At 60.2% G+C, this 21,319-nt stretch carries 19 protein-coding genes; 12 read left to right on the plus strand and 7 right to left on the minus strand.

Going from position 1 to position 21,319, the window contains the following annotated elements:
• The first annotated feature begins 92 nt into the window (after positions 1-92).
• From ACEN9A_RS24070 to ACEN9A_RS24085, 4 genes are all read left to right on the plus strand, one after another.
• Positions 93-2,681, plus strand: coding sequence for a glycosyltransferase (locus ACEN9A_RS24070; protein WP_258671064.1), 2,589 nt, complete (start codon positions 93-95; stop codon positions 2,679-2,681).
• Positions 2,682-2,823: 142 nt separating this feature from the next.
• A complete protein-coding gene (gene dapE, locus ACEN9A_RS24075; RefSeq protein ID WP_019647796.1) occupies positions 2,824-3,975 on the plus strand; it encodes a succinyl-diaminopimelate desuccinylase in 1,152 nt (383 codons plus the stop codon).
• Positions 3,975-4,787, plus strand: coding sequence for a putative RNA methyltransferase (locus ACEN9A_RS24080; RefSeq protein WP_258671065.1), 813 nt, complete (start codon positions 3,975-3,977; stop codon positions 4,785-4,787). Before dapE ends, ACEN9A_RS24080 begins: the two co-directional genes overlap by 1 nt.
• Positions 4,788-4,879: 92 nt before the next feature.
• Positions 4,880-5,257 carry a hypothetical protein gene (locus tag ACEN9A_RS24085; RefSeq protein WP_018927031.1) on the plus strand — a complete coding sequence of 126 codons (378 nt, stop codon included), beginning with the start codon at positions 4,880-4,882 and terminating at the stop codon, positions 5,255-5,257.
• Between the two features lie 80 nt (positions 5,258-5,337).
• Here ACEN9A_RS24085 and ACEN9A_RS24090 read toward each other — a convergent pair whose 3' ends face one another.
• Positions 5,338-5,547: a cold shock domain-containing protein gene (locus ACEN9A_RS24090; RefSeq protein ID WP_007940478.1), complete on the minus strand. Its 210-nt coding sequence runs from the start codon at positions 5,545-5,547 to the stop codon at positions 5,338-5,340.
• A gap of 236 nt (positions 5,548-5,783) precedes the next feature.
• Between ACEN9A_RS24090 and plsB the strand changes: the two genes are divergently transcribed.
• The 8 genes from plsB to cmoB all read left to right on the plus strand — a co-directional run bounded on the left by plsB (position 5,784) and on the right by cmoB (position 13,428).
• Positions 5,784-8,282 (plus strand): glycerol-3-phosphate 1-O-acyltransferase PlsB, encoded by a 2,499-nt coding sequence (gene plsB / locus ACEN9A_RS24095; RefSeq protein ID WP_258671066.1) that lies wholly within the window; start codon positions 5,784-5,786, stop codon positions 8,280-8,282.
• Positions 8,283-8,380: 98 nt separating this feature from the next.
• The gene (locus ACEN9A_RS24100) at positions 8,381-9,067 is read left to right on the plus strand and encodes a hypothetical protein (protein WP_258671067.1); all 687 of its coding nucleotides are present in this window, start codon (positions 8,381-8,383) and stop codon (positions 9,065-9,067) included.
• A 50-nt stretch (positions 9,068-9,117) separates the two neighbouring features.
• On the plus strand, positions 9,118-9,516 hold the full coding sequence (locus ACEN9A_RS24105; RefSeq protein ID WP_019647791.1) for a YbaY family lipoprotein: 399 nt from the start codon (positions 9,118-9,120) through the stop codon (positions 9,514-9,516).
• Positions 9,517-9,569: 53 nt separating this feature from the next.
• A complete protein-coding gene (locus tag ACEN9A_RS24110) occupies positions 9,570-10,259 on the plus strand; it encodes a DUF4197 domain-containing protein (protein ID WP_007940472.1) in 690 nt (229 codons plus the stop codon).
• 189 nt (positions 10,260-10,448) lie between these two features.
• On the plus strand, positions 10,449-10,841 hold the full coding sequence (locus tag ACEN9A_RS24115; protein WP_495688549.1) for a protease inhibitor I42 family protein: 393 nt from the start codon (positions 10,449-10,451) through the stop codon (positions 10,839-10,841).
• Between the two features lie 2 nt (positions 10,842-10,843).
• Positions 10,844-11,479, plus strand: coding sequence for a lysoplasmalogenase (locus tag ACEN9A_RS24120; RefSeq protein WP_258671068.1), 636 nt, complete (start codon positions 10,844-10,846; stop codon positions 11,477-11,479).
• A gap of 216 nt (positions 11,480-11,695) precedes the next feature.
• Positions 11,696-12,475, plus strand: a complete 780-nt coding sequence (gene cmoA, locus ACEN9A_RS24125; protein ID WP_019647788.1) for a carboxy-S-adenosyl-L-methionine synthase CmoA — start codon at positions 11,696-11,698, stop codon at positions 12,473-12,475.
• Positions 12,472-13,428: a tRNA 5-methoxyuridine(34)/uridine 5-oxyacetic acid(34) synthase CmoB gene (cmoB, locus tag ACEN9A_RS24130; RefSeq protein ID WP_007940467.1), complete on the plus strand. Its 957-nt coding sequence runs from the start codon at positions 12,472-12,474 to the stop codon at positions 13,426-13,428. The genes cmoA and cmoB overlap by 4 nt, the downstream gene beginning before the upstream one ends.
• Before the next feature lie 35 nt (positions 13,429-13,463).
• Here the strand turns inward: cmoB and tadA are convergent, their stop codons facing one another.
• From tadA to treC, 6 genes are all read right to left on the minus strand, one after another.
• Positions 13,464-13,961 carry a tRNA adenosine(34) deaminase TadA gene (gene tadA / locus ACEN9A_RS24135; protein WP_018927040.1) on the minus strand — a complete coding sequence of 166 codons (498 nt, stop codon included), beginning with the start codon at positions 13,959-13,961 and terminating at the stop codon, positions 13,464-13,466.
• Positions 13,961-15,337, minus strand: a complete 1,377-nt coding sequence (locus ACEN9A_RS24140) for a multicopper oxidase family protein (RefSeq protein ID WP_258671069.1) — start codon at positions 15,335-15,337, stop codon at positions 13,961-13,963. Before ACEN9A_RS24140 ends, tadA begins: the two co-directional genes overlap by 1 nt.
• Positions 15,338-15,439: 102 nt before the next feature.
• Positions 15,440-15,727, minus strand: coding sequence for a PTS sugar transporter subunit IIB (locus tag ACEN9A_RS24145; protein WP_064620087.1), 288 nt, complete (start codon positions 15,725-15,727; stop codon positions 15,440-15,442).
• A 2-nt stretch (positions 15,728-15,729) separates the two neighbouring features.
• Entirely contained in the window at positions 15,730-18,258 is a 2,529-nt protein-coding gene (ptsP, locus tag ACEN9A_RS24150) for a phosphoenolpyruvate--protein phosphotransferase (protein WP_258671070.1), read from the minus strand.
• 62 nt (positions 18,259-18,320) lie between these two features.
• Positions 18,321-19,544 carry a maltoporin gene (locus tag ACEN9A_RS24155; protein ID WP_086944751.1) on the minus strand — a complete coding sequence of 408 codons (1,224 nt, stop codon included), beginning with the start codon at positions 19,542-19,544 and terminating at the stop codon, positions 18,321-18,323.
• A 93-nt stretch (positions 19,545-19,637) separates the two neighbouring features.
• Positions 19,638-21,287 (minus strand): alpha,alpha-phosphotrehalase, encoded by a 1,650-nt coding sequence (gene treC, locus ACEN9A_RS24160; RefSeq protein WP_258671071.1) that lies wholly within the window; start codon positions 21,285-21,287, stop codon positions 19,638-19,640.
• Positions 21,288-21,319 lie beyond the last annotated feature (32 nt).

A 21,319-nucleotide genomic window follows, 5' to 3' on the forward strand; every position in this document is an offset into this window, starting at 1 on the left:
AGAACCTCCAGTGTAGGATGCGCGCCCCTGCCACCTGGCAGCCGGCCGCCAACCGTTCCTTCGTTCCACAGCCTTTGGAACCCGAAAAAGCTATGTCATCGCGTAAATTTGGACTCAACCTGGTAGTGGTTCTAGCAATCGCCGCCTTGTTCACCGGTTTCTGGGCGTTGGTCAATCGCCCGGTCACCGCCCCCAACTGGCCTGAACAGATCTCCGGCTTCTCGTACTCGCCATTTCAACAAGGCCAGTACCCGCAGAAAGACCAGTATCCGACCGACGATGAAATGCGTCGTGACCTGGAGATCATGAGCAAGCTGACGGACAACATCCGGACCTACTCGGTCGACGGCACGCTGGAGGACATTCCCAAACTGGCGGAAGAGTTCGGCCTGCGGGTGACCCTGGGGATCTGGATCAGCCCGGACCAGGAGCGCAACGAGCGCGAGATTCAGCGCGCCATCCAACTGGCCAACACCTCCCGCAGCGTGGTTCGCGTCGTGGTCGGTAACGAGGCGATCTTCCGCAAGGAAATCACTGCTGCCGAGCTGAGCGTGATCCTCGATCGTGTGCGCGCGGCCGTTAAGGTTCCGGTCACCACCTCCGAACAGTGGCACGTCTGGGAAGAAAACCCGAGCCTGGCCAAGCACGTCGACCTGATCGCCGCTCACGTTCTGCCCTACTGGGAGTTCATCCCTGTGGACAAGGCCGGTCAGTTCGTTCTTGACCGCGCCCGCGACCTGAAAAAGATGTTCCCGAAAAAGCCGTTGCTGCTCTCCGAAGTCGGCTGGCCGAGCAACGGCCGCATGCGTGGTGGCGCCGATGCGTCGCCGGCAGACCAGGCGATTTACTTGCGTACCTTGGTCAACAAACTCAACCGTCAGGGTTTCAACTACTTCGTGATCGAAGCGTTTGACCAACCGTGGAAGGCCAGCGACGAAGGTTCGGTGGGTGCGTATTGGGGTGTGTTCAACGCCGCGCGCCAGCAGAAATTCAACTTCGAAGGCCCGGTGGTGGCGATCCCGCAATGGCGCGTACTGGCTATCGGCTCGGTAGTGCTGGCATTGCTGTCCCTGACCCTGCTGATGATCGACGGCTCGGCTCTGCGTCAACGCGGCCGTACCTTCCTGACCTTTATCGCGTTCTTGTGCGGTTCGGTGCTGGTGTGGATCGGTTACGACTACAGCCAGCAATACAGCACCTGGTTCAGTCTGACGGTGGGCTTCCTGCTCGCCCTCGGTGCTCTCGGGGTGTTTATCGTGCTGCTGACCGAAGCCCACGAACTGGCCGAAGCAGTCTGGACCCACAAACGCCGGCGTGAATTCCTGCCCGTGGTGGGCGAATCAGACTACCGACCGAAGGTGTCGATTCACGTACCGTGCTACAACGAGCCGCCGGAGATGGTCAAACAGACCCTCAACGCCCTGGCCAACCTCGACTATCCGGACTTCGAAGTCCTGATCATCGACAACAACACCAAGGACCCGGCGGTCTGGGAACCGGTGCGCGATTATTGCGAAACCCTCGGCCCGCGCTTCAAGTTCTTCCACGTGTCGCCACTGGCCGGTTTCAAGGGCGGTGCGCTGAATTACCTGATTCCGCACACCGCCAAGGATGCCGAAGTGATCGCGGTGATCGACTCGGACTACTGCGTGCACCCGAACTGGCTCAAGCACATGGTGCCGCACTTCGCCGACCCGAAAATCGCCGTGGTGCAGTCGCCACAGGATTACCGCGACCAGAACGAAAGCACCTTCAAGAAGCTCTGCTACGCCGAATACAAAGGTTTCTTCCATATCGGCATGGTCACCCGCAACGACCGTGACGCGATCATCCAGCACGGCACCATGACCATGACCCGTCGCTCGGTGCTCGAGGAACTGGGCTGGGCCGACTGGTGTATCTGTGAAGACGCCGAGCTGGGTCTGCGTGTATTCGAAAAAGGTCTGTCGGCAGCGTATTACCACGACAGCTACGGCAAAGGCCTGATGCCCGATACCTTTATCGACTTCAAGAAACAGCGTTTCCGCTGGGCCTATGGCGCGATTCAGATCATCAAGCGTCACACCGCCAGCCTGCTGCGCGGCAAGGACACCGAGCTGACCCGTGGCCAGCGTTACCACTTCCTCGCGGGCTGGCTGCCGTGGGTGGCGGACGGCATGAACATCTTCTTCACCATCGGCGCATTGTTGTGGTCGGCGGCGATGATCATCGTGCCGCAACGGGTCGATCCGCCGCTGCTGATTTTCGCGATCCCGCCATTGGCGCTGTTCGTGTTCAAGGTAGGCAAGATCATCTTCCTGTACCGCCGCGCGGTCGGGGTCAACCTGAAAGACGCCTTCTGCGCCGCGTTGGCCGGGCTGGCGTTGTCGCACACCATCGCCAAAGCGGTGCTGTACGGTTTCTTCACCAGCAGCATTCCGTTCTTCCGCACACCGAAGAATGCCGATAACCACGGCTTCTGGGTGGCGATTTCGGAGGCTCGCGAAGAGCTGTTCATCATGCTGCTGTTGTGGGGCGCGGCGCTGGGGATCTTCCTGGTGCAGGGTATACCAAGCAACGACATGCGCTTCTGGGTGACCATGTTGCTGGTGCAGTCGCTGCCGTACCTGGCGGCGCTGATCATGGCGTTCCTGTCGTCGCTGCCCAAACCTTCGGTAGAAGCTGCGCCGGTACCGGCGTAATCCGTTATTAGATAACGTCAAACGGCGGCCTTCGGGCCGCCGTTTTGCTTTAGAATGATCGCCTTTTTCAATGCCAACAAACTCGGTAGGAGCTGCTTCGGCAGCCCCTACATGTTTACCGTGCGCACCTCGGAGTTCTTACATGACGGCCCACGCCGACCTTTCGCCGACCCTTCAACTCGCCATCGACCTGATCCGCCGTCCATCCGTGACGCCGATCGACGCCGATTGCCAGAAGCAGATGATGCAGCGCCTGGGCGATGCCGGTTTTATGCTGGAACCGATGCGCATCGAAGATGTGGATAACTTCTGGGCGACCCACGGCAAACACGACGGCCCGGTGCTGTGCTTCGCCGGTCACACCGACGTGGTGCCGACAGGTCCGGTGGCCGCCTGGCAGATCGATCCGTTCAACGCGGTGATCGACGAACACGGCATGCTCTGCGGCCGTGGCGCGGCGGACATGAAAGGCAGCCTTGCGTCCATGACCGTGGCGGCCGAGCGTTTCGTCGCCGACTATCCGGATCACAAGGGCAAGGTCGCGTTCCTGATCACCAGTGACGAAGAAGGCCCGGCCCATCACGGCACCAAGGCCGTAGTCGAGCGCCTTGCCGCCCGCAAGGAGCGTCTGGACTGGTGCATCGTCGGCGAGCCGTCGAGCACCACCCTGGTGGGTGACGTGGTCAAGAACGGCCGTCGCGGTTCCCTCGGCGCCAAATTGACCGTGCGCGGTGTGCAGGGCCACGTGGCGTATCCGCACTTGGCGAAGAACCCGATCCACCTCGCCGCCCCGGCCCTGGCCGAACTTGCCGCCGAGCACTGGGACCACGGCAACGATTTCTTCCCGCCTACCAGTTTCCAGATATCCAACGTCAATTCCGGCACGGGCGCGACCAACGTGATTCCGGGTGATCTGGTGGCGGTGTTCAACTTCCGCTTCTCCACCGAGTCCACCGTCGAAGGCCTGCAAAAGCGCGTCGCCGACATTCTCGACAAGCATGGCCTGGACTGGCACATCGACTGGGCGCTGTCCGGCCTGCCGTTCCTGACCGAGCCAGGCGCGCTGCTCGACGCGGTGTCGGCGAGCATCAAGGACATCACCGGTCGTGACACCAAAGCCTCCACCAGCGGCGGCACTTCAGATGGGCGCTTCATCGCGACCATGGGCACCCAAGTGGTCGAACTGGGCCCGGTCAACGCGACGATCCACCAGGTCAACGAGCGTGTACTGGCGGCCGACCTCGACGTGCTGACCGAAATCTACTACCAAACCCTGATCAAGTTGCTCGCCTGATGCTCGCCTGCCCGATCTGCAGCGAACCGCTGAACGCGGTGGACAACGGCGTGGCCTGCCCCGCCGGGCACCGTTTCGACCGTGCGCGCCAGGGCTACCTGAACCTGCTGCCGGTGCAACACAAGAACAGCCGTGACCCTGGGGATAACCAGGCGATGGTCGAAGCCCGTCGCGACTTTCTGAACGCCGGCCATTACGCGCCGGTGGCCAAGCGTCTGGCGGAACTGGCGGCCGGTTATGCACCCCAGCGCTGGCTGGACATCGGCTGTGGCGAGGGTTATTACACCGCGCAAATCGCCGAAGCCTTGCCCAACGCCGATGGCTATGCCCTGGACATTTCCCGGGAGGCCGTCAAACGCGCCTGCAAACGCAACCCTGCGCTGACCTGGTTGATCGCCAGCATGGCGCGGGTGCCATTGGCCTCGGGCAGCTGCCAGTTTCTGGCCAGCGTGTTCAGCCCGCTGGACTGGGAAGAAGCCAAACGTCTGCTCAGCCCCGGTGGCGGCTTGATGAAAGTCGGGCCGACCAGCGGCCATCTGATGGAACTGCGTGAGCGGCTGTACGATGAAGTGCGCGAGTACACCGACGACAAGCACCTGGCGTTGGTGCCGGAAGGCATGGCGTTGCAACACAGCGAAACCCTGGAGTTCAAACTGATGCTGGTCAATGGTCAGGATCGCGCGAATCTCTTGGCGATGACACCTCACGGCTGGCGCGCCAGTGCCGAACGCCGGGCAGCGGTCATCGAACAAGTGGAACCGTTCGAGGTCACCGTTTCGATGCGCTACGATTATTTCGTTCTGCAGCAGTAGTTAGAGAACAACTTTAATTTTTGGTCTTGAGCAACGGCCCAAGACCGGCTAAATCCGCGAATGGATTTTTCAGACCCGCAGCGAGGACATCCATGCGCCAACCGGACATCGAGATTTACCTGAAAGACGCCGACGTCGATCACAAAGCCATCGCGGCCTGGCTCGGCGCGGCTTTAGGCCCGTGCACCGACTGGGTTCAGAAAGGCCAGACCTACAAGTGCAAGGCTGGTAGCGTGCCAGTGACCTGGCTGCCCAAAGCCGTAGGAAAATGGAACAGCCTGTACCTGGAAAGCGACCAGACCCCATGGGAAGACGACATCGCTTGCGCCCGCGCCGCATTTGCCGCACTGAACGTCGAAGTGCGTTGCGCGCCGGGTAGCTGGGTCGAGGAAGAAGGTGAGGAAACGGCAGATCGCTGGATTCGCATCAGCGTCGATGGTGAAGAAGAGATCACCTGGAAAACCGCGTAAAACGAAAAAGATCGCAGCCTTCGGCGGCGCCCACAGGCGCGTAGGAGCTGCCGAAGGCTGCGATCTTTTGACCTTAAGCTTTACAGACCTACAACATCCTCAGCCTGCAAGCCCTTCTGCCCTTCCACCACCGCATATTCAACCTGCTGACCTTCAGTCAGCGAGCGATGCCCTTCGCCACGGATCGCGCGGTAGTGCACGAACACGTCCACCCCGTCCTGGCGCTGAATGAAGCCATAACCCTTGGCGTCGTTGAACCACTTCACGTTGCCGGTTTCGCGTGTTGCCATCTGTTCATACTCCTTTTTTATTATTGATCGGGCTTTTCGCAGGAAAGCCTCGGGAACATCGCTTGCACTGAGTAGGTGCCACTGTCTGGCCAGTGCGGGCTCGCCGAGTATATGACAGACGCAAAAACTCTCAACTGGAGTTTACTTCGCCGCTTTTTTGCCGATTTTCGATGAATCCGGCACACTATCGACCGCCCGAGCAAACGCTCGGTTTTATTCACTCACGCAGAAGCCGTATGACCCGTTCCCCGTTCCGCCGTCTTGTGTTTGGCACCCTGCGCCGACTGCTGTACCTCTGGGTTCGCTCGGAGACGATCAACCAGTCGTCGTTCACCCTTAACCTCGACCGCAGCCGGCCGGTGTTCTACGTCCTGCAAAATCCTTCGCTGACCGACCTTGCCGTGGTCGATACCGAATGCAGCAAGGCCGGCCTGCCCCGTCCGGTATTGCCTGTATCAGTGGGTGCGCTGGTGGAGCCCGCCGCGTTCTTTTACCTGACACCGGATCCCGACTGGCTTGGTCGTCAGGACAAACGCGGTGCGCCGCCAACCCTGACCCGTCTGGTCAGCGCCCTGAGCCAGAACGCCGCCGAAGACGCGCAGATCATTCCGGTCAGCGTGTTCTGGGGCCAGTCGCCAGACAGCGAAAACAGCCCATGGAAGCTGCTGTTCGCCGACAGCTGGGCGGTCACCGGGCGGTTGCGCCGGTTGCTGAGCATCATCGTACTGGGGCGCAAGACCCGCGTGCAGTTCTCCGCGCCGATCCACCTGCGCGAACTGATCGAACACAACAAGGGCCACGAACGCACTGTGCGCATGGCCCAGCGGATTCTGCGGGTGCACTTTCGCAACCTCAAAGCGGCGGTGATCGGCCCGGACATTTCCCACCGGCGCAACCTGGTCAAAGGCCTGCTCAACCAGCCGCTGGTCAAGCAAGCGATCCTCGACGAAGCCGAGCGCGAAAACATCTCCCCGGAAAAAGCCAAGGCCCAGGCCTTGCGCTACGGAAACGAAATCGCCTCCGACTACACCTACACCGCGATCCGCTTCATGGAAGTGGTGCTGAGCTGGTTCTGGAACAAGATCTACGACGGGATCAAGGTCAACAACATCGAAGGCGTGCAAAAGGTCGCCCCGGGTTACGAAGTGATCTACGTACCCTGCCACCGCAGCCACATCGACTACCTGTTGCTGTCCTATCTGCTGTTCCGCAACGGCCTGACCCCGCCGCACATCGCCGCCGGGATCAACCTCAACATGCCGGGGATCGGCGGCCTGCTACGCCGTGGCGGTGCGTTCTTCATGCGCCGCACCTTCAAGGGCAACCCGCTCTATACCTCGGTGTTCAACGAATACCTGCACACCCTGTTCACCAAAGGCTTCCCGGTCGAGTACTTCGTCGAAGGCGGCCGTTCGCGCACCGGGCGCATGCTGCAACCGAAAACCGGGATGCTCGCGATCACGCTGCGCAGCTTCCTGCGCTCGTCGCGCATGCCGATCGTGTTCGTGCCGGTGTACATCGGTTACGAGCGCGTGCTGGAAGGCCGCACCTACCTCGGCGAATTACGTGGCGCGAGCAAGAAGAAAGAATCGATCTTCGACATCTTCAAAGTCATCGGCGCGCTCAAACAGCGCTTCGGTCAGGTCGCGGTGAACTTCGGTGAGCCGATCAAACTGGCGGAGTTCCTCGACAGCGAACAGCCAGACTGGCGCCAACAGGCACACGGCCCGCAATTCAAACCGGCCTGGCTCAACGAAACCACCAACCGCCTCGGCGAGAAAGTCGCGCAGCATCTGAACGAAGCGGCGGCGATCAACCCGGTGAATCTGGTAGCCCTGGCGCTGCTGTCCACCAGCCGCCTGGCGCTGGACGATCGCGCCATGGCGCGGGTGCTCGATTTGTATCTGGCGCTGTTGCGCAAGGTCCCTTATTCGCCGCACACCACCCTGCCGGACGGTGACGGTCGCGCGCTGATCGAGCATGTGAAAGACATGGACCTGCTGTCCGAGCAGAACGATGCGCTGGGCAAGATTCTGTACCTGGACGAACAAAACGCCGTCCTGATGACCTACTACCGCAACAACGTGTTGCACATATTCGCGTTGCCGTCGCTGCTGGCGAGTTTCTTCCAGAGCGCGTCGCGCATGAGCCGCGAGCAAATCCTGCGCTACACACGCGCACTGTATCCGTACTTGCAATCGGAGCTGTTCATTCGCTGGACGCTGGACGAACTCGATGGCGTGATTGATCAGTGGCTCGAAGCCTTCGTCGAGCAAGGCCTGCTGCGTTTCGAGAAGGACGTGTACCTGCGTCCGGCGCCAAGTTCGCGACATTTCGTGTTGCTGACGCTGCTGTCGAAAAGCATCGCCCAGACCTTGCAGCGCTTCTACATGACCGTTTCCCTGCTGCTCAACAGCGGCCAGAACAGCATCAGCGCCGAAGAACTCGAAGACCTCTGCACGGTCATGGCCCAGCGCCTGTCGATCCTCCACGGCCTGAACGCCCCGGAGTTTTTCGACAAGAGCCTGTTCCGTCACTTTATCCAGACGATGCTCGATCTCGACGTGCTGCGCCGCGACGAAGCCGGCAAGCTGAGCTACCACGAACTGCTGGGTGAACTGGCCGAAGGCGCGGCCAAACGGGTATTGCCGGCGGAGATTCGTTTGTCGATCCGTCAGGTGGCGCTACATCGCAGTGAGGATGCGGCAGAAACGGCGGTCGTGCCTGACGCTTGAAACTTGCTGACAACTAACCGGAACGCGCAGATGTTTTCCGGTTAGTTGATTCGTGAATTAATAGACTCCCTTTAAATAATCGCGATAAGGATATCGAGATGAGTCTATTGAACGAAGAAACCCCAAACATCACTCTGACTTTCAGTTTGCCACCTGACTTTATTGCCCCCCTCGACGGCGACAGTGAAACAATTATCGACATCCAGGTCGCCAATGCCAATCAACCGATAAAAGTCAAAAACTGGCGATACCCTTCGATTACCGATGGCCAGTTCAGTTTTTCATTTGCGCACCACTACCTGGATATCAGCGTCAAGTACCGGATCAACATACAGATGTTCCATAACCAACAACCGTTGCTGCTGGAACAGGATTACTTCGTGATCGTCAATCACGCGCCCTATCACCAGACCCTGCACTTGAGTCCGATCGGGTATTTGTATGTTGAAGCACAAGAACCGAAGGCCGTAGCCGCAGAGCAAGCGGTGACCGTCAGCCTGCATGAAACCGGGAACCCTGAAGTTGAGCTGGTACGCGTCACTCACGATGAACAAACTGCAACTTCGTTTTATTTGAAATATGACCCAGACGATGTCGTCCCCGGCAAGCGCTACGCACTGAGCGGGATTGAAAACAGATATCACCAACGCATCTCGGTCTCTCCGGGCCCTATCGAGCTTTTACCGACACCACAACCAGCAAGTTCACGTCTATTGCTGACGTTCAATCAGTGGTTAGATACGCCCTTACGTTTGTTCACTGACACTATCGGCAAAATCCGCTAGATTTCCTTGAGCGCCGGCTTTCTTCCTATGCTCAAGTCCTGGAGGTTCCGATGAAAAAAATTGCTCTTCTTGCTGCTGCCACTTTGTTAAGCGCCTGCCAGTCAACGACACCGGCCACCAAAGTCAGCCTTGACGGCGAAATTTTCTACCTGCAACGCATCGCCCTGCCACCGAGCGCGACCCTGAGCATCACTCTGCAGGACGTGTCCCTGGCCGACGCGCCAGCGGTGGTGCTCGATGAACAGAAAGGTCCGGTCAAAGGCCAGGTGCCGTTGCCGTTTCATTTGAGCTACGATCCGGCCCAGGTCAAACCCGGTCATCGTTACTCAGTCAGCGCGCGGATTGAAGTGGACGGCAAATTAATGTTCATCACCACTGAACATCACGCCGTGCAACTGGACGGCAAAGATCCGCAGCCACTGAAAATCCGCGTCGATGCCGTCCGTTAACTGTCTTTTCTGAACTTTTTTTCTGAGCCTTTTTTCTGAATAAGGAAGCCGCCATGTTGCGCCCTACCCTTCGCTTCGCCGGCCTGTGCGCAGGCTTGATGATTTGCGCCAACGCCCTGGCACTGTCACTCAGTGACCTGTCGCAACAAGACGCCACCGGCGGCCTCAAGGACGCCCTGACCCAAGGCGCGCAGCTGGCCGTTAAACAGCTGGGCACACCCGGCGGCTTTAGCAACAACCCGGACGTGAAAATCGAACTGCCGGGAAAACTGGGTAAGGTCGCCAAGAAAATGAAACAGTTCGGCATGGGCGACCAGGTCGATCAACTGGAAACCAGCATGAACAAGGCGGCTGAAGCGGCGGTAACGCAGGCTCAGCCGATTCTGGTGGATGCGGTGAAGAAGATGACCGTGGAAGATGCCAAGGGGATTCTCAGCGGCGGCCAGGATTCGGCCACTCAGTACCTGAGCAAAACCAGCCGCGAACAGATCCGCACCAAGTTCTTGCCGATCGTCAAGCAAGCCACCGACCAGGTTGGTTTGGCTCAGCAATACAACGCGTTCGCCGGGCAAGCCGCGACGCTGGGTGTGCTGGATGCGAAAAATGCCAACATCGAAAGCTACGTTACCGAACAGGCGTTGAACGGATTGTTCGAGATGATTGGCAAACAGGAAGAAACCATTCGCAAGAACCCTGCGGCAGCGGCGACCAGTTTGGCGAAGAAAGTTTTCGGCACACTCTAAACCCGCCGGCAGCGGGCCTGTGGCGTGGGGGCAAGCCCCCTCGCCACAAACCCGCTCCCACATGGACTGCACTGACTGACGGGCATTACCCGCCTCCCGCCCCGATCACCCCTAATGGGCGACCGTCACAATTTGTCTCATCTTCAGTTATGCTCGCCGTTCGTCGTGAACGCCGGAGCCGCTGATCTTATGTCCCCCACTCGCCTGTTTGTCCCCCTCGCCCTTGCTCTGCTGAGTGCTTGCGCCTCGCAACCGAAACAGAACCTGACCGTGGAAAAACAAAGCGAATGCCCGGCGAAACTGCACAACGGGCAAACCCTGATCCTGACGCTGCCAAGCAACCCGACCACGGGCTACCGCTGGGCGATCCAGGATTCAGCCGGTGGTGTGTTGCGCGCGCTCAGCCCCGAGGTTTACAGCAACCCGGAAGACGCCGGGATCGTCGACGATCCCGGCGTCTCGACCTGGCGTTTCCAGGCCTTCGCCACCGGCACTGGTCGCCTGCGGCTGACTTACTCACAACCGTGGGCACCGGAAGTACCGGCGGTGCAAACCTTCGACTGCGCCATCGCGGTTAACTGATCGTGGGCTGGCTGATTCTGGCGCTGATGGGCGCGGTGACCTTTGTGTATGGCCTGAGCGTGCATGCCGCGCTGCTCTGCCTGCTGGTCAAACCGATGCCTGTGCTGGCCCTGCTCGGCTGGTTGCACGATGCACCGCCCAGCGCGTATCGGCGCTGGATCAGCCTGGGTTTGATTTTCTCCTTGGTCGGCGATGTGTTGCTGGCATGGCCGCAAGACTTGTTCGTGTTTGGACTTGGAGCATTTTTGCTCGCGCATCTGGCGTATCTGAAGGCTTATTTGAGCGATTGCCGGCGTCTGGCTGTGTTGCCGCTGATCCTCGCCTTCGGCGTGGGTGCCGTGCTGCTGGGGATTCTGATTTCCAATGGCTTGGGGCCGCTGCTGGTCCCGGTGATCGTCTACGGTCTGGCCATCAGCGCCATGCTCTGGCGCGCCCTGGCCCGACTCGGCACCGATGTGCCCAAACGCTCGGCGCTGCTGGCAGCGGCGGGCGCGGTGGCGTTTGTGTGTTCTGACAGCGTGATTGGCATTAACCGGTTTGTGATGCCATTTCATGCCGCGCCTTACGTAATCATTCTGAGTTACTGGCTGGGGCAATGGGGGATTGCGGCGTCGGCGTTCACCCAGAAACCGCGCTGAATCCTGTGGCGAGGGAGCTTGCTCCCGCTGGGCTGCGAAGCAGCCCCAACCCAGGCGACACCAACTTCCCAGACAAAACCCACTTACCGGATGACGACTGCTGCGCAGCCGAACGGGAGCAAGCTCCCTCGCCACAACAGCATGTCTCTGCGTTAACCGAGGTTAGTCCGGCGGTTTATCAGCAAACCCGCGCATCCCCGCGCCAAGTTGGCTAAAATGCCGGCCTTTTCCACCTACGCCGCTGGAACCGCCGTGAGCAAAGAATCCGATCGCCTTTTCGCCCAGCCTTTGGCCCAGGTGCCTGACTTCGCCTTTAACGAGGACGTGGTGCGGGTGTTCCCGGACATGATCAAGCGCTCGGTGCCGGGTTATCCGACCATCGTTGAAAACCTCGGCGTGCTCGCCGCGCAATTCGCTCAGCCAAACAGCGTGCTCTACGATTTGGGCTCGTCGCTGGGTGCCGTGACCCAGGCCTTGCGCCGCCACGTGCGTACCGACGGCTGCCGCGTCATTGCTGTGGATAATTCCGCGGCCATGGTCGAGCGTTGCCGCGAATACCTCAACGGCCAGGACTCGATGTTCCAGGAGTTGCTGCCGGTGGAAGTGATCGAAGGCGACATCCTCGCCCTGGAATTCCAGCCGGCCTCGGTGGTGGCGCTGAACTTCACCCTGCAATTCATCGCTCCGGACCAGCGCACCGCGTTGCTCGCGCGCATCCGCCAATCGTTGCTGCCCGGTGGCGCGCTGATTTTGTCGGAGAAGCTGCGCTTCAACGACCCCGAAGAACACGCGTTGCTCACTGACCTGCACGTGGCCTTCAAACGCGCCAACGGCTACAGCGAACTGGAAATCGCCCAGAAGCGCAGCGCCATCGAAAATGTCATGAAGCCCGACAGCCTCGAAGAACACCGCGAACGCCTGCTGGCCGCCGGGTTCTCGAAAGTCGTGCCGTGGTTCCAGTGTCTTAACTTTGCCTCGTTGATTGCCTTGCCATGATTGATTTGTCCCCCCTCGCCCGCCGTCTGGCCGGTACGCCGCTGGCCGAATGGGCCAACACCCTGCAAGTGCAACTCGACAAGAAAATGGAAAAAGGTCACGGTGACCTGGAGCGCTGGCAGAGCGCACTGGATGCGTTGCCGAAGATCCAGCCGAGCGAAGTCGACTTGTTGAACGGCCTTAAGCTGGACACCGATTGCGACGATGAAACCCGCGCGCAAATGCGCACCGCGCTGATGGGCTTGTCACCTTGGCGTAAAGGGCCGTTTGACCTGTTTGGCGTGCATGTCGACACCGAATGGCGCTCGGACTGGAAGTGGTCCCGGGTGGCTCCACATCTGGACCTGAAGGGCAAACGCATCCTCGATGTCGGCTGCGGCAATGGCTATTACATGTGGCGCATGCTCGGCGCCGGGGCCGACAGCGTAATCGGCGTCGACCCCAACTGGCTGTTCTTCTGCCAGTTCCAGGCGGTGCAGCGTTACCTGTCCGAACCCAATGCCTGGCACCTGCCCTTCCCTTTCGAAGACCTGCCGCCGAATCTGGAAGGCTTCGACACGGTGTTTTCCATGGGCGTGTTTTACCATCGCCGTTCGCCGATCGAGCATTTGCTGGCGCTGAAGGATTGCCTGGTCAAGGGTGGTGAATTGGTGCTGGAGACGCTGGTAATCGAAGGCGATCAACAGCAGGTATTGGTGCCGGAAGACCGTTACGCGCAGATGCGCAATGTCTGGTTCCTACCGTCGGTGCCGGCGCTGGAACTGTGGTTGCGTCGCGCCGGGTTCAGCGATGTGCGTTGCGTGGATGTGAGCATGACCACGGTCGAGGAACAACGCGGGACGGAGTGGATGAAGTATCAATCGTTGAGCGACTTCCTTGATCCGGATGATCACAGCAAAACGATCGAAGGGCTGCCGGCGCCGATGCGTGCGGTGATTGTTGCCCGCAAGTAAAAGCTTCGCGGGCAAGGCGGCCTACCTGTCGCCGCCTAATCCGCTGGCTTGGCCCTACGGGCCTTGAAGAATTCGCTCAACACTGCCCCGCACTCCTCGGCCAACACCCCGCCTTCGTACAGCACCCGGTGATTCAAAAAGCCCTGGGTAAAAAACTGCCCCTGGCTCTGCACAATTCCGGCCTTGGGCTCCAGCGCGCCATACACCACCCGCGCAATCCGCGAATGCACGATCAGCCCGGCGCACATGCTGCACGGCTCCAGCGTCACGTATAGCGTACTGCCCGGCAGGCGATAGTTGCTGGCGGCCTGGGCGGCGGCGCGGATCGCGACCATCTCGGCGTGGGCGCTGGGGTCATTGCCGCTGATCGGGCAATTGAAACCGCGCCCGATGATTTCACCGTCCTGCACCAGCACCGCGCCCACCGGCACTTCACCCAGCGCCGCGCCTTCGGCGGCGAGGGCCAGGGCTTCGCGCATGAAATCACGATCACGGCTGCGGTCGATAATCGCCGCGGGGCGTATCTGACGCATCAAGCCACCTCGATGGCGGCCATCAGGCCGGTTTCCATGTGGTCGATCACATGGCAGTGGAACATCCAGACGCCCGGGTTATCCGCCACCAGCGCCACTTGCGCGCGCTCGTTCTTGCCCAACAGGTAAGTGTCGGTGAAGTACGGGATGACCTTGTGCCGGTTCGAGGAAATAACCTTGAAGCTCATGCCATGCAAATGGACCGGGTGCTGATACTGAGTCATGTTTTTAAATTCGAAAATATAGCTTTTGCCCTTTTCGAGCCTGGCAATCGGTCGGTCGGCGCAGGTCTTGTCGGTGATGTCCCAAGCCTTGCCGTTGATCTGCCACAGGCTGGGCGGCTTGCCGTTGTCGACGTTGACCGACACCGAGCCCACCCATTCAAAATTGAAGTTGAGTTTCTCGGCATTGGCCAGGTCCGGCTCGGCCACCGGGTTGGCGGGCAGCGCTGGCGGCCATTCGGTCGGCGCGTCGGTATTGGCCACTGAGCGGAAGGTGCCCAGGCGTATCGGGCCATTGCGCAGCGACAGTTCTTCGCCGGCCGGCGGAGCCTTGATTGCCAGGCAAATGCGCATGCCCGGGCCCAGCCAGTATTCCTTGCCCAATGGACGTGGCTCGATGGGATTGCCGTCCAGCGCGTAGATCTGCGCTTCGACGCCGGGGATGTTGAGGCGATAAGTCAGGGTGTTGTCGAGGTTGAGCAGGCGTACGCGGGTGATCTGCCCGGCAGGCAAGTCGATCACTGCTTGCGAGATGCCATTGATGGTCGACAGGCGCCCAGCCGTACCGCCACGGGCCGCTTCACGAGGAATGCTGAACGGCACGAAAGCGCCTTCTTCATCGACATGCCAGCTCTTGAGGCTCAAGGTCTTTTCGTACTTGAAACCGGTGGGCTCGCGCTCTTCGATGATCAGCGGACCGACCAGCCCGCGACCGAGTTCTTCGCTGCTGTTCACGTGCGGGTGATACCAATAGCTGCCGGCGTCGGGCACACGGAACTTGTAGTCGAAGTATTCGCCCGGCAGTACCGGCAATTGCGACACGTAGGGCACGCCGTCCATTTCCAGCGGCAGACGGATGCCGTGCCAGTGAATGGTGGTCGCCACTGGCAAGTGGTTGATGAAGCGCACCCGCAGCCATTCGCCCTGACGCACGCGCAACTCAGTGCCCGGCGCCGAGGGGCCGAACGCCCAGGCCTCGGTCTTGTGCCCGGCCACCAGTTCGACGTCCAGCGGGGCGGCGATCAGCTCATAGTCGTGGCCGGCCTCAGCGTCGGCCATCTTGCCCAGCCAGTAACGCGACGCGCCACCGGCCCCCACGCCAACCACCACAAGACCGGCCAGACCACCGAGTATTTGTCGACGGGTAAAGGACATGAACTCAACTACCTCACGTATCAGCCACAGGCGCGGTGCCTGCAAAAGGCGAATACGATACACCTGCGGATGAGAAACAGTAAGGGCAACGCGTGGGAACGATCACTGCAAACCGGTGAGCAGATGCACCACTCCACCGTCCAGCATCATCACGCCTGGCACTCCAGCCGCCGTCAACGCCTGCCGATCCATCCGCGCCACATCCCGTAACTCCACCCGCATCCGGGTCAGCGCCACGGGCTGATGTGACTTGAGGTTATCCGCACCGCCCAGTGCGGCCACGACATTCGGTGCCAGCCCGGAAACGGCTTGAGCTACCGCTTTCGACTCATCCACCACCAGATCCGGGGTCAACGCTTTCCAGAACGCCCGCTGCATTTTCTCGAACATGCTCAGTTCTCCAGAACCAGTGAAGTATCGACCGTCGCCTCGTGGTGCAGCCGCAATGCCTCGCGCACCTGCCCGGCACTTTCCAGCCCCAGCACTTGCTGGGCGATGGCCTGACAGTCCAGCAGGTCGACTTCGCGAACCGCCGCCTTGATCGCCGGAATCAGCGGCACGCTCACCGACAACTCATCCACGCCAAGCCCCAGCAACAACGGCACCGCCAGATGTTCCGAAGCCAGGGCGCCGCACACACCGACCCATTTGCCATGGGCATGGGCGGCTTTCACAGTACCGGCGATCAAGCGCAGCACCGATGGATGAAAACTGTCGGCCTGACTGGCCAGCCGCGGGTGATCGCGGTCCATGGCCAGGGTGTATTGGGTCAGGTCGTTGGTGCCAATGGAGAAGAAATCCACCTCGGGCGCAAACAGATCCGCCATCAGCGCCGCTGCCGGCACTTCGATCATGATCCCCAGTTTCGGCAGTTCCGTGAGCCCTGCTGCCAGCGCTTCCTCTTCAAGCAGCTGACGGGCCAGCCGCAACTCCGACAATTGCGTGACCATCGGCAACATGATGTGCAGCCGAGCCAACCCGGCGCTGCTCAGGATCGCCTTGAACTGATCGCGCAACAGCTGCGGACGCTCCAGACACAAACGAATGCCGCGCATGCCCAGGAACGGGTTGGTTTCACGGTCCATCGGCACGTAGGCCAATGGTTTATCGCCGCCGACATCCAGGGTCCGCACCACCAGATTGCGCGCAGGCCCCAATGCTCGGGCGATGGCCCTGTAGGTGGACGCTTGCTCGTCATGGCTCGGTGCATGGTTGCGATCCAGATAAAGAAACTCCGAACGCAACAGACCGACGCCCTCGCCGCCCAGTGTCATGGCCTGCTCAGCTTCGGCCAGCGAAGCGATGTTGGCGGTGATTTCAACGTGATGACCATCGCGGGTACAGGCAGCCAGCGCGGCATTTTCCAATTCATATTGCCGGCGTTTCTTTTGTCGCTGACGATTGGCTTGCAACTGCTCGATGGCGGCCAGCTCGGGATCCAGCTGCAACTCGCCCTGGTCGGCATCGAGCAAAACCCGGGTGCCATTGGCCAGTGCCAGCACCTGAACCGGCAAACCGCAGATCGCCGGCAAGCCGAAGGCCCGGGCGAGAATCGCCACGTGGCTGGTGGCACCACCGCCGACCGTCGCGAACCCCAGCACCTTGCGCGTGTCCAGGCCAGCGGTCTGGGAGGGCGTCAGTTGCTCGGCAATCAGAATCGCCCCTTCCGGCAACTCCATCGCTTGATCCTCTACGCCGAGAATCAACTTGAGCACCCGTTGACCAACGTCGGCCAAATCCGCTGCCCGTTCGGCCAGCAAGGCATTGCCCAGTTTTTTGAACAAGGTAGCCGTCGACTCTGTGGCAGCCCGCCAGGCGAAACCGGCGCTTTTGCCAGCGTCGATCAGCGCCAGGGCCTGATCCAGCAGGCTAGGGTCTTCTAGCAGTTCCTGATGCGCCTTGAAGATATCTGCCTGGGCGTCACCCGTGGCCTGGTCACGCAACTGCTGCAGGTCCAGGACCGCCGTCGCCAACGCCTGGGACAGGTGCTCGCGCTCAACTTGCGCGCCCCGACCGGATTCAATGACTTCAAGGGTCTGCTGCGCGATCTGCACCACCTGACCAAACGCCGACCCCGCCGATGCACAGACGCCGTGCAGCACCTTCAGCGATGAAGCATCAGCCGCAACCGTTTCAACCTCTGCCATCACCGTCACGGCTTCTCCGCACCCGGCGGCCAGCAACTCGACCAGGGTCTTGATCGCCACTTCGGCATCCGCGCCCGCCGCGCTGACTTGCACGATGTCGCCGTGAGCGGTCTGCAACGCCATGATCGCCACCAGGGATTTGGCGTTCGCGCTGTCCTGCTGTTTATGCAAACAAATACTCGCCGAAAAACCTTTCGCCGCCTGGGCAAACACCGCCGCAGGGCGGGCGTGCAAGCCATTGAGATTGGGCAGCGTCAGCGGTTTTGAGAACAGTGCCTCGCCTTCCTCCAGCTCATCGGCCGCTACTTCAGACGGACTCAAACTCAGCAGCAACTGACCACTTTCCACTACGCCCGTTTCAGGCGTCAGCCAAGTGAACGGCTCACCGCTGACCACCAACATCAAGGTCAACAAACTGCGGGCGTTCAAGGCAATGTAATCGGCATCGAACTCGATCAGCGCCTGCCCCACCTCAACCCGCTGACCTTCCTCCACCAATCGGGTGAAGCCCTTGCCGGCCAGGTTCACGGTGTCGAGGCCAATGTGCATCAACACCTGCACGCCGTTGTCGTCGGTGATGCTGACGGCATGCCCGCTGGCCTGCACATTGCTGATCACTCCAGCCAGCGGTGCGCACAAGGTGGACGAGGTCGGGTCGATGCACAGACCGTCACCGATCACGCGACTGGAAAACACCTGATCGGGCACCTGGTCCAGCGGCATCAGCACGCCGGACAAGGGTGCCAGCAGTTGCAATTGTTGGGGTGTGGCCATGACGTCACCTGCTGTTTTGTTCTTTGAAGTGCCGATGGAGCGCGAGGCCCCGACAGCATCGCTTATTTCCACCAGTACTCGACCTGCAATCCGACGTTCGAACCATGCCGCGCCGTGCCGAAGGCACCGGTGTCGGATAACGCCGAACCTGCCGCCAGTTCATTGGCCGCCCGTTTGGCCGCCTCGTTCCAGCTGGCATAGGTGTAATACAGACGCACCTCGGGGCGCGCCCAGAATTCCGGGCCCTTGGGTGACCAGGTCGGAGCGATGGTGAACTTGCTCAGTTTGCGCGTGCCGCCTGTGGCCTCGACCTGATCGTGGCCCAGCTCGGTCACGAGTTTGATTTGCTCGGTGATCGCATAGGCCGGGCGAATTCCGAGGGAAATCCAGTTCTGGTCAGCGCCGTCGGGGCGAATGTCCTTCTGATAAACCGCCTCGACCTGCCCGCCGAAGCGCGGCGTCACTTGCCAGTCGAAGAATTCCACCACGCGATAGCTTTTACTGCTGTCGTCCAGCTTCACGTTACCGGTATAGCCCAACCCCGTGCCGGGGCCTTCGCCGTACTGAAAGGCCAGTTTGTTCTTGCCGCCCAGGAAACCTTTCTGCACATGCTGGGTGGTGATCGCCCAGCCACGGTGAGCGTCGCGGCTGTCGGGCTTGTCGATGTAGCTCAAGCCGAACTCCAACTCACCGCCGGGGTTGGTGTTGAAGCCGGCGACGTTGAAATCGTGACGGTTGATGTAGTCCTTCTGGTACAGGTTGTCCTTGCGCGAGAAGGCGTAGCTGTACTTCAGATCACCGATCAGCACGTCTTCGATACCGCCGCCGGTGGCGCTCTGGTTCCAGTAGTAGAAGTCGGAAATATGGATGTCGTTACGTTTGTAGTAACGCCGACCGGCCCACAGCGAACCACCATTGAGGCTGGGCATGTTCGACCATTGCGCATACAGCTGCGGCATGCGCACCGAGCCGTTGTCGCCGTTGAACGTCAGGTCCTTGTCGTACTGGTTATACAGCGATGCCATGCCGTCGACGCTGAGCACCGAACCATCGTCCAGGGTGTACAGATCCTGGCGCAATTCAAGTTCAGCGTACTGCTCACATTCGTTACCCAAGCGATATTTGGTCTGCGCTCCCGGTAGCTGGAAACACTGCTGTTTACCGCTGTTAACCGAGGTCCCGACGCCGCTGCGCAAGTAACCGGCGAATTCCAGCGCCTGGGCTGACAGTGGTAGTGCCAGGCACACGCCCGCCGCTACAAGACTGCGATTTATTGTTGTTTTCAAGAACCACCTCATTATTTTTATTGTGTGATGCAGCAAAACCGGCGCGCAAAACTCCCCCGCGCAGTGTTCTGCGTGTTGTTCGAAACAGTGTTTTTAAATGTTGGTCAGGTGCAGAACGAACGACTCATAGGGCCGTAAAAAGACCTGCCGATGTCGTGGCGGAGAGTCCGGGTAATTGCTGATCACCAGGCGTTGTGCCATCGCTTCGCTGATCACCTCCGGCGGCAGTTCAACTTCGCACGGTGTGCCATAAAAGTTATTCAGCACCAGCAAACGCTCACCATTGCCTTCACGCACGTACGCCCAGATTTGCGTGTGTTCAGGCAACAACTGCCGGTACACGCCATCGGACATCAGCGCTTCACTGCGGCGCAGGGCAATCAGCTGACGGTAGTGATGCAGCACCGAATCCGGGTCGTCGAGTTGGTGGGCGACGTTGATTTGCGTGGCATTGGCCGGCACCCCGATCCACGGTTCGACAGCGCTGAAACCGGCGTTCGGCTCGGCGCTCCAGTGCATCGGCGTGCGACTGTTGTCCCGGGACTTCTGCATGATCGCCGCCATGTTGTCGGCGTCGCTGGCACCGGCCTCGCGCTTGAGCCGGAAGATGTTCAGAGTCTCGACATCGCGGTACTGATCGATGTGATCGAACCCCGGATTGGTCATGCCCAGCTCTTCACCTTGATACACAAACGGCGTTCCCTGGAGGAAATGCAACGCGGTGCCGAGCATCTTCGCCGACACCACCCGATGCTCGCCGTCATCACCAAACCGCGAAACCACCCGCGGCTGGTCGTGGTTACACCAGAACAGCGCGTTCCAGCCACCGCCGGCCTGCATGCCGGTCTGCCAGTCGGAGAGGATGCGCTTGAGTTCGAGGAAATCGAAATCGGCGCGAATCCACTTTTGCAGGTTCGGGTAATCAACCTTCAAGTGATGAAAGTTGAAGGTCATCGACAGCTCTTTCGACTCCGGCCGCGAGTAGCGAATGCAGTGTTCCAGACTGGTGGACGACATCTCGCCGACGTTGATCAGGTCATGACCTTCGAACACTTCGCGGTGCATCTGCTGCAAGTACTCATGGACGTTCGGGCCATCGGTATAAAAGCGTCGACCGTCAGTGTTGTCCTCAGGGAAATCCGCCGGTTTGGAAATCAGGTTGATCACATCCAGACGGAAACCGCCCACGCCTTTGTCGCGCCAGAACCGCATCATCTTGAAGACTTCAGCGCGCACCCTGGGGTTGTCCCAGTTCAGGTCGGCCTGCGTGTGATCGAACAAGTGCAGGTAATACTGGCCGGTCTGGGCTTCGTACTCCCAGGCCGAGCCGCCGAACTTGGATTCCCAGTTATTCGGCTGGTCGCGCCAGATATAGAAGTCGCGGTAAGGGCTATCGAGGCTGCTGCGGGCCTGCTGGAACCAGGTGTGTTCGATCGAGGTGTGGTTGACCACGATGTCGAGCATCAGCTTGATCCCGCGCTTGGCGGCTTCGGCGATCAGCAATTCGCAGTCGGCCATGGTCCCGTAGCTCGGGTCGATGGCGTAGTAATCGCTGATGTCGTAACCGTTGTCACGCTGGGGTGAACGCAGGAACGGCGTGATCCACAGGCAATCGACACCCAGCCAGTGCAGGTAATCGAGCTTGGCCACGACGCCGAGCAAATCCCCCGTGGGGTTGCCGGCGTGGCTGTGAAAACTCTTCGGGTAGATCTGGTAGATCACCGAACGTTGCCAGTCTTGCATGGCGGGTTCCTTTTTGAATATGTACGGGCGAA

It is taken from the genome of Pseudomonas sp. Pseusp18 (assembly GCF_059506005.1).